The organism is Vibrio sp. 10N.261.55.A7 (genome assembly GCF_002877365.1).
Classification (GTDB): domain Bacteria; phylum Pseudomonadota; class Gammaproteobacteria; order Enterobacterales; family Vibrionaceae; genus Vibrio.
This window is the reverse complement of sequence record NZ_MCWZ01000339.1, coordinates 1-9,104: the sequence shown is the minus strand read 5'-3', so window position 1 is coordinate 9,104 and position 9,104 is coordinate 1. Positions and strand designations below refer to the sequence as shown.

Below are 9,104 nucleotides of genomic sequence, written 5' to 3'. Positions count from 1 at the left end.
GGCTTGGCTTGGCTTGGCATTAAATAAAAAAGGCTTCCCGATTGGGAAGCCTTTATCGTTTATTCTGCTTGTTTCAAGAAGAAAGGTATCTCAGATATTTGGGCTATGCCCCTTCATTATGAATATCTAAGTTCGCAAACTCTTGCTGGATTTCCACTTCCATCTTTGCATCATCACTGCGCAAAGACTCTAGGTAATCAAGGTAAGTTTGGTCAATATCGCCGGTGACATACTCACCACTGAATACGGATGATTCGAAGCGGGCGATGTCTGTATTGCCAAGGCCAACCGCATCAACCAAATCATCTAGAGTCTGGAAGATAAGTTCATCAGCGCCAATTTGCTTACAAATTGCATCATTATCACGACCATGAGCAATCAGTTCTACCGCACTAGGCATGTCTATGCCGTATACATTAGGGAAGCGAATTTCAGGCGCAGCCGATACCATGAATACTTTCTTAGCACCCGAGTCTCGAGCCATTTCAATGATTTGCTCTGACGTTGTACCGCGAACGATTGAATCATCGACAAGAAGAACATTCTTACCCTTAAACTCAGAGCGAATCGCATTGAGTTTACGTCGAACCGACTTCTTACGCTGTTGTTGGCCCGGCATGATGAATGTACGGCCTACATAACGGTTCTTCACAAAACCTTGTCGGTATGGAATATCAATCGCTTGAGCGATTTGAAGTGCAATATCGCAAGACGTTTCTGGAATAGGGATAACGACATCGATATCAAGGTGAGCATATTCTTCTTTGATGCGTTCACCCAGCTTTTTACCCATTTCAACACGAGCACTGTAAACAGAGATTTTGTCGATGAAGGAGTCTGGACGAGAAAAATAGACAAACTCAAACAAACAAGGATTCAGAATAGGGTTATCTGCACACTGCTCAGTAAATAGCTGACCATCGAATGTCGCGTAAATGGCTTCACCAGGAGCAACATCACGAACAAAATCGTAACCAACAGCGTCAAGTGCAACGGATTCAGAGGCAACCATGTATTCTGTGCGACCGTCTATTTCACGCTTACCTAGACATAACGGACGAATACCATTTGGGTCTCTGAATGCAATCATTCCATGACCGATGATCATAGCAACAACGGCATAAGCACCGCGAATCGTTCTGTGGACGTTCGTCACCGCGCGAAATACATCTTCAGAAGTGACATTGCCTTTCACCATATCAATCTCATGCGCAAGCACATTAAGCAGAACTTCAGAATCAGAAGTTGTATTGATATGACGACGGTCTTTCTCTGCTAGCTTCTCACGAACTTTATGCGCATTTGTTAAGTTGCCGTTGTGAGCAAGAGTAATACCAAATGGAGAGTTTACGTAAAATGGTTGAGCTTCCGAAGCGCTAGAGCTACCCGCGGTTGGGTAACGTACATGCCCAATACCCACTGTTCCTTGTAGGCGCTGCATGTGTTTTGTTTCAAATACGTCTTTCACTAAACCGTTCGCCTTACGCAGACGGAAACGATTGCTTTCTATGGTACAAATACCCGCGGCATCTTGGCCACGATGCTGCAACACAGTCAATGCATCATAAATAGACTGGTTTACAGGCGTTGCACCCACGATTCCAACAATACCACACATGGCCTAATCCTCGATTATCGACAATTGCTGGTGCTATCAAGCACCAGATAAAAAAGTTGATGTTACTTGTAAGTGTTCGAAAAACGGCTCAATAATGAGTTTAAACTCAGGAACTAACTGCGACGCTTCCCACCACTCTGTATGTTTAGCGGACGTAAATGCATCCATAAAGAACAACGCTGCAGAGACGATTAATACACCTCTTAACCCACCGAACACCACACCTAAAACTCGGTCTGTGCCAGATAGGCCTGTTTTTTCGACCAATTGAGCGATAACGTAGTTCACTAACGCACCAACAATTAAAGTCGCAACAAACAACGCTGCTATTGCGGCTCCATTTCGAAACAAGTCATCTTCAAAATTAGTGAAATAAACAGCCAATTTTGCGTAATACTGACTGGCGATAAAAAACGCGCCACACCAGATAACTAACGACAATGCTTCTTTCGCAAAACCGCGAACTAAACTGATCAAAGCTGATAGCCCGATCACCCCTAAAATGACAATATCTAACCAATTCATGTTTTCTTCATCTTAAGTTGGCGCGCATTTTAACAGAAAAAATGCTGACGCAAACGTTTTCTTATGGGTTTAGTGGTTTAAATTTAAGCAATCGGCCATTTGAACCGGTAATTTTTTGCAGTTCAACCAATTGTTGCTCAAGTTTACTTTTGGAGACATCTGGACCGATAATCACCCGAGTGAAGTCATTCTCTTTCTTCATATGAGCCTGATAGCCTCTCTTTTGTAAATCCTTCACAAGAGTCGCTGCATTATCCGCATTCTTCAATGCCATCAATTGAATGATCCAAGCACTGTCTTGATAATCATTTTTTTCTGATACTTCATTTATCACTACAGGGAGTGGTTCATCTGTCTCAGTCTCAGGCGTTTGTGCATCAAGAACGACTTCAACCGGAGAGTCTGGCAACGCTATTTGCTCTTCAACAGGATCAAGTAACTCGAAGACTTCCATTTCACTATCTAATTCAGGTTTAATTGGAATACTCGCAACATCTTCCTGATAATGCTGTTTCTCGCCGTCTAAAAGATCAGGCAATACAATAATACCCACAGCAACTAGAATTACAGTACCGACTAAGCGGCTTTGAAACTTGCTTGCCATTTACTCTCCTTTTTCCTGCCAGTGCTCTAATACTTCGCCGACAGTGTGAAATGAACCCACCACGATGATGACATCTTCTACATCAGCCTGTGTCAATGCGCGATTAAATGCCTCTACAGGGCTATTAAACTTATCTTTAGCTTGAGGCAGATGAGCATAGAGTTCATCTGCAGTCGCAGCCCTAGGCCCTTCTAATGACGCTGGATACCAATGCGTGACTATCTCACCCAGTTCACTTAATGTTGTTTCAATATCTTTGTCATGCAGCATTGCAACAACCGCGTGGATCACTCGGTCGGGATACTGCTGTTGAATGGATGAGACGAGATACTGAGCAGAGTGAGGATTATGAGCGACATCCAGAACGATAGTAGGACTGGTTGAAATTACCTGCATGCGGCCTGGCAATTGCGCTGATTTCAATCCATTTACAATATTGACGTCACTCAGATCCAGTTCAGCAGTTGCCAACGCCATCAGAGCTGTTGCTGCGTTCGCTAACGGTAAGCTCGGAATAGGTAAATCTTCGAGTTCAAATGTGCCACTGCTCCAACGCCATATCGTATCGCTTTCTTTCTCGTATTGAAATTGTATTCCAACCTGATGGAATTGAGCACCAATATCATCCGCATGGGCAGCCACCGTTGCTGGGGGCTTTGGCTGGCCACAGATTGCCGGGCGATTCGAGCGATAAATTCCCGCTTTTTCAAAGCCTATAACATTAATGTCATCACCGAGCCAATCAACGTGGTCAACGGCCAGGCTTGTAATAACTGATACGTCATGATCAACAACATTTGTAGCATCTAAACGCCCACCTAAGCCAACTTCTAGCAGTACGACATCGACTCTTTCCATTTGGAAAGCTCGTAAAGCCGCCAACGTACCGTATTCAAAAAAACTCAGACTAATATCACCGCGCGCCTTTTCGATAAAATCAAAAGATTGGCAGTGCTTCTCATCGCTAAGATCTAAACCATTAATACGAACACGTTCGTTATAACGAATAAGGTGAGGAGAGCTATACACACCAACGCTGTATCCAGCATCGAGTAAAATAGCTTCCATTATGGCGCACGTTGATCCCTTGCCATTAGTACCGGCAACAGTGATTACAGTGGGGGCTGGTTTGGTAAGTTCGGCTGATTGAGCAACCGCTTGAACGCGATCTAAACCTAAATCGATGGCGGAACTATGTATGTTGGATAAGTAATCAAGCCACATCGGTAAAGGAGATGTGGCTTGAGGAATTGGGTTATGGGTCATCTAACTACAACCAAAGTTCGGTGGTCTATTGTTAGTGACTACTTTAACCTTTTTCTGAAGCTTCTGGTACTTGATATGTCTCTTCGTTTGGAGAATCGTTCACAGAAACTACTAATGGTGACTTACGGTTCGTCAATTTCGCGATCAAACTTCCCACGCGTTGACGCATTTCGCGACGATCAACGATCATATCAATAGCACCATGCTCTAATAGGAATTCGCTGCGTTGGAAACCTTCTGGAAGATCTTCTCGAACTGTTTGTTCTATAACACGACGACCAGCAAAACCGATCAATGCTTTAGGTTCACCAATGTTGACGTCACCGAGCATAGCAAGACTTGCAGAGACACCACCCATTGTTGGATCTGTCATAACTGAGATAAACGGCAAGCCTTTAGACGATAAACGCTCGAGCGCTGCACTGGTTTTCGCCATTTGCATTAGAGACATCAGAGCCTCTTGCATACGTGCGCCACCACTTGCGGAAAAACACACCAAACCACAGTTATTCTCGATTGCAGCGTCAACAGCACGAACAAAACGCGCGCCAACGACAGAACCCATTGAACCACCCATGAAAGAAAACTCAAAGGCACACGCTACTAGAGGCATGCCTAAAAGCTCACCTTGCATCACGATCAATGCGTCTTTCTCACCACTGTTTTTTTGAGCAGCAGAAATACGATCTTTATAGCGCTTTGAATCTTTAAACTTAAGCTTGTCTCTTGGCTCTAATTCATTGGCCAACTCGACTCTGTTGTCAGCATCGAGGAAGGTTTCTAAGCGACGACGCGCTTTCATTCTCATATGGTGGTCACACTTAGGGCAAACTTCAAAGTTACGCTCTAATTCTGCGTGATACAAAACCTGTTCACATGAGGTACATTTCGTCCATACACCTTCAGGGATCGACGCTTTGCGAGAACTAACAATGTTGCTTTTTTCTAATATCTTTTCAAGCCAACTCATGGAAGACCTTTCTATCTAGTCTTACGCCTAATTACGTAAGAAACAAATTTGGGATTTATGCGTGAAGGATTAAAGCATATTAAATGCCAACTGTAGACAAAAAACTGGTTGTACCTATTTCCTGTATCGATGTCTCACGTATAAAGTGTTCAAAAATTGACTCTATTCAAACATTAACTCAAAACATCAGGCAAGAAAAGAGGACCAATAGGCGCTCTAGGCAGCTGATAGTGTTCTGGATAATCTACATCAATCAAATATAAACCTTCTGCTTTAGCGGTAGCTGAGGCTTGCTTTCTGTCTTTAGCTTCTAACAGGCTCTCTATCCACTGCGGGTCTTTTTCGCCTTTCCCGACCGTGATTAAGCTGCCTGTAATGTTTCTCACCATATGGTGTACAAAAGCATTTGCCTTTATATCTATAACGACATAATGACCGTGACGAGTCACATCTAGATGCATGATATTACGCCATGGGCTGCGTGATTGACAATGCGTGGCTCTAAAGGACGTGAAGTCTTTCTCACCTATCAAGTATTGACCGGCCTCGTGCATTTTTTTTACGTCTAGATCGCCGTGATAATGACTCACACCTGACGCCAGGATCGCTGGCCTTAAAGCATGATTAAAAATCACGTAACGGTAACGACGTGCCGTCGCGGTAAATCGTGCATGAAACTCATCATCCACAATATGCGCCCAGCGAACGGATATGTCTCTAGGAAGGTGAGCATTTGCTCCCATAGACCAGGCTGCAGGCTGACGTACAGCATCGGTATCAAAATGTACTATCTGCCCTGTACCATGAACGCCTGAATCCGTTCTGCCTGCACATTGAACTTCAACCGGATGATTAGCGATAACACTGAGTGACTTTTCCAGCTCTTCTTGAACACTTATTACATCCTTTTGACGCTGCCAGCCGTAATACTTGCTGCCATCATACTCAACACACAGTGCAATTCTCATGTTCTTTCGCTCTCAATTTTGGGTCGCAGATTATAATACCTATAAGAGAAAATTTCTAATCTCAGAGAGAAAAAGAGGCAGCTAAGCTACCTCTAATTGACACTTCACGTTCTATGCTTTTCGTATGGCATCGATTAGACTTTTTGCTTCCTGCCTAATACTGTCAGAGCCGTCAACGATCGCCTCTTCTAAAAGTTTAATCGCACCTTGAGCGTCATTCATCTCCATATAGATTTTGGCTAGATCCAACTTTCCAACCGCTTCGGCATTGTTATCGACATCTTCGAATCCAATATCACCAATCACGTCAGGAAACTCATCTAGGCCAACATTCAAGTTCAATTCTTCATCATCAGGTGAAATGTCTTCTTCACTATCCACTTCTGCCATTAGCTCATCAATCGTTCGATACTGGTCGGTATTCGCATCTAAGCCATCTTGGTGCTCCCAGTTCTCATCAGAGACTATCGCCTGCTCAGGCTTATTAGCATCACTCCAAACGGCTTGCTCTTCAGCTGGAATATCGCTTGGAATACTGGCTTGCTGTTCTGGCGAAAGACTAAAACCATTCCAGTCTTCACCACCGACTTCAAGCATTGCGTCTATATCTAAGCCAGCGCTGTCTGACGTTTCAGTATCAATAGCGGTGTCAAAAGAAAAGGATTCTGAACCCAACGAGTCTTCTGATTCAGAAAGAAGTTCACCGAGTGTATTCTCGTCAAACTCATCACGAGACAAAGAATCCAAATTTTGGGCTTGGAAGATGTCAAACAGCGCATCTTGCTCTGTTTCAGGAACTGATGACCGCGAATCCTTATTAGCCTCTTCAATTTGCTCTATAGTTAATGATTCATCAAGCGCTTTGCTGCCTGACTCAACAGGCATGTCCGCCAGTGCATCTTCTTCGCTGTATTCAGGAAGTTCAAACTCCTCAAATGTAGCAGGCTCAACCTCTTCCGTGGGTTCACTCACATCTTCAGATTGTTCCGCTTCAACTTGCATATCTGCAAGAGCATCTTCTTCACTATATTCGGGGAGATCTGACGCATCGAAAGTTTCCGGTACAGTGTTTTCTTGAGAAAGTGCTTCTTCATGATCAGACTGCTCAAGATCTGTCTGAACATTCGTTAACTCACCGGAAACGGCTGGCTCGGATGAGCTTTCAACGTCTGTCTCAACCACATCGGAAGTGTCTTGTGGTTGTTCGAAAGACTCTTCTGCTAAATCCGGTAACGGGTCATCAACCGAAGATTCCGCTAAGGCATCTTCTTCAGTGAACGACGGTAGGTCTAAATCATCCAGATCCAGTGTATCAACCGAATCAAGTTCCAACGGTTCAAGCTCTGACTGCTCAAAACCTGACTGAGCATCCGCTAACTCATCGGAAACGACTGGCTCCAGTGTTCTTTCAACATCTGTCTCTACATCATCAGAAATATCTTGCGGTTGCTCTGCAGTCTCTTCTACTAAATCTGGTAACGCGTTATCACCCAAAGATTCCGCTAAGGCATCTTCTTCAGTGAACGACGGTAGGTCTAAATCATCCAGATCCAGTGTCTCAACCGAATCAAGTTCCAACGGCTCAAGGTCTGACTGCTCAAGATCTGGCTGAGCGTCCACTATCTCATCGGAAACGGCTGGCTCAGATGAGTTCTCAACATCTGCCTCTACCGCACCAGAAATATCTTGTGGTTGTTCTACAGACTCTTCGACTAAATCCGGTAAAGTGTCATCGCCCAAAGAATCCGCTAAGGCATCTTCTTCGGTGAACGAAGGCAAATCTAAATCATCGAGATCCAGTGTATCAACCGAATCAAATTCCAACGGTTCAAGCTCTGACTGCTCAAGATCTGACTGAACGTCAGCTAATTCATCTGAATCAGATGACTCCGGTGAACTCTCTACGCCTGTATCTACCGCATCAGAAATATCTTGCGGTTGCTCTGCAGGCTCTTCGGCTAAATCTGGTAACGCGTCATCACCCGAAGATTCCGCTAAGGCATCCTCTTCAGTGAACGACGGCAGGTCTAAATCATCCATATCCAGTGCATCAACCGAATCAAGTTCCAACGATTCAAGATCTGACTGCTCAAAATCTGACTGAGAATCCGCTAACTCATCAGAAACGACTGGCTCGGATGAGCTTTCAACGTCCGCCTCTAACGCATCGGAAATATCTTGTGGTTGTTCGGAAAGCTCTTGTTCTAAATCCGGTAATGCCTCATCACCCAAAGACTCTGCTAAGGCATCTTCTTCAGTGAACGACGGAAGATCTAAATCATCGAGATCCAATGCATCAACCGAATCAAGTTCCGACTCAGGATCTAGCTGCTCAAATTCTGACTGAGCGTCCGCTAATTCATCTGAATTGGCTGTCTCGGATGAGCTTTCAACGTCTGTCTCTACCGCATCGGAAATATCTTGTGGTTGTTCGGAAGACTCTTCTGCTAAATCCGGTAATACCTCATCGTCCGAAGATTCCGCTAAGGCATCGTCTTCAGTGAACGAAGGCAGATCTAAATCATCGAGAACCAATGTATCAACCGAATCAAGTTCCAACGGTTCAAGCTCTGACTGCTCAAAATCTGACTGGGAATCTGCTAACTCATTTGAATCGACTGGCTCGGGTGAGCTCTCTACGCCTGTATCTACCGCATCAGAAATATCTTGCGGTTGCTCTGCGGGCTCTTCGACTAAATCTGGTAACGCGTCATCACCCGAAGATTCCGCTAAGGCATCTTCTTCAGTGAATGAAGGTAGATCTAAATCATCCAGATTCAATGCATCAATCGAATCAAGGTCTGACAGCTCAGAGTCTAGCTGAACATCCGCTAACTCATCGGAAACGACTGGCTCCTGTGAGCTTTCTGCTACACCGGAAATATCTTGTGGTTGTTCTACAGACTCTTCGGCTAAATCCGATAGCGCTTCATCGCTTAATGGTTCTGCTAAGGGCTCTTCTTCAGACGATTCGTTAAAGTCGATAGAGTCTAGATCTTCAAGCTCAGAATCCTCTGACGTTTCTTCACTCGCTAAAATACTTTCGGCTTCAGTTTTAGGACCATCAAATTCCTCACCGGTTAACCAGTCGTCGTCACTAGGAATGCCAAACTCGTTTGGTACTGCTGTTGACGATGGCTCTGGCTCTGGCTC

Annotated in this window: 7 protein-coding genes; all 7 read right to left on the bottom strand. The window is 44.5% G+C overall.

The window, feature by feature from the left end; genetic code table 11:
* Nucleotides 1–103: 103 nt before the first annotated feature.
* A complete protein-coding gene (gene purF, locus BCU12_RS22880) occupies nt 104–1,618 on the bottom strand; it encodes an amidophosphoribosyltransferase (RefSeq protein ID WP_102407080.1) in 1,515 nt (504 codons plus the stop codon).
* 36 nt (nt 1,619–1,654) lie between these two features.
* Nucleotides 1,655–2,143 (bottom strand): CvpA family protein, encoded by a 489-nt coding sequence (locus BCU12_RS22875; RefSeq protein ID WP_102407078.1) that lies wholly within the window; start codon nt 2,141–2,143, stop codon nt 1,655–1,657.
* A gap of 61 nt (nt 2,144–2,204) precedes the next feature.
* Complete coding sequence (locus BCU12_RS22870) at nt 2,205–2,747, bottom strand: SPOR domain-containing protein (RefSeq protein ID WP_102407076.1); 543 nt, start codon at nt 2,745–2,747, stop codon at nt 2,205–2,207.
* Nucleotides 2,748–4,013 (bottom strand): bifunctional tetrahydrofolate synthase/dihydrofolate synthase, encoded by a 1,266-nt coding sequence (gene folC / locus BCU12_RS22865; RefSeq protein ID WP_102407074.1) that lies wholly within the window; start codon nt 4,011–4,013, stop codon nt 2,748–2,750.
* Nucleotides 4,014–4,056: 43 nt separating this feature from the next.
* The gene (gene accD, locus BCU12_RS22860; RefSeq protein ID WP_102407072.1) at nt 4,057–4,983 is read right to left on the bottom strand and encodes an acetyl-CoA carboxylase, carboxyltransferase subunit beta; all 927 of its coding nucleotides are present in this window, start codon (nt 4,981–4,983) and stop codon (nt 4,057–4,059) included.
* A 173-nt stretch (nt 4,984–5,156) separates the two neighbouring features.
* The gene (gene truA / locus BCU12_RS22855) at nt 5,157–5,951 is read right to left on the bottom strand and encodes a tRNA pseudouridine(38-40) synthase TruA (RefSeq protein WP_102407070.1); all 795 of its coding nucleotides are present in this window, start codon (nt 5,949–5,951) and stop codon (nt 5,157–5,159) included.
* Nucleotides 5,952–6,062: 111 nt separating this feature from the next.
* The coding region (locus BCU12_RS22850; protein WP_277871299.1) for a FimV/HubP family polar landmark protein at nt 6,063–9,104 on the bottom strand (3,042 nt) is incomplete at its 5' end.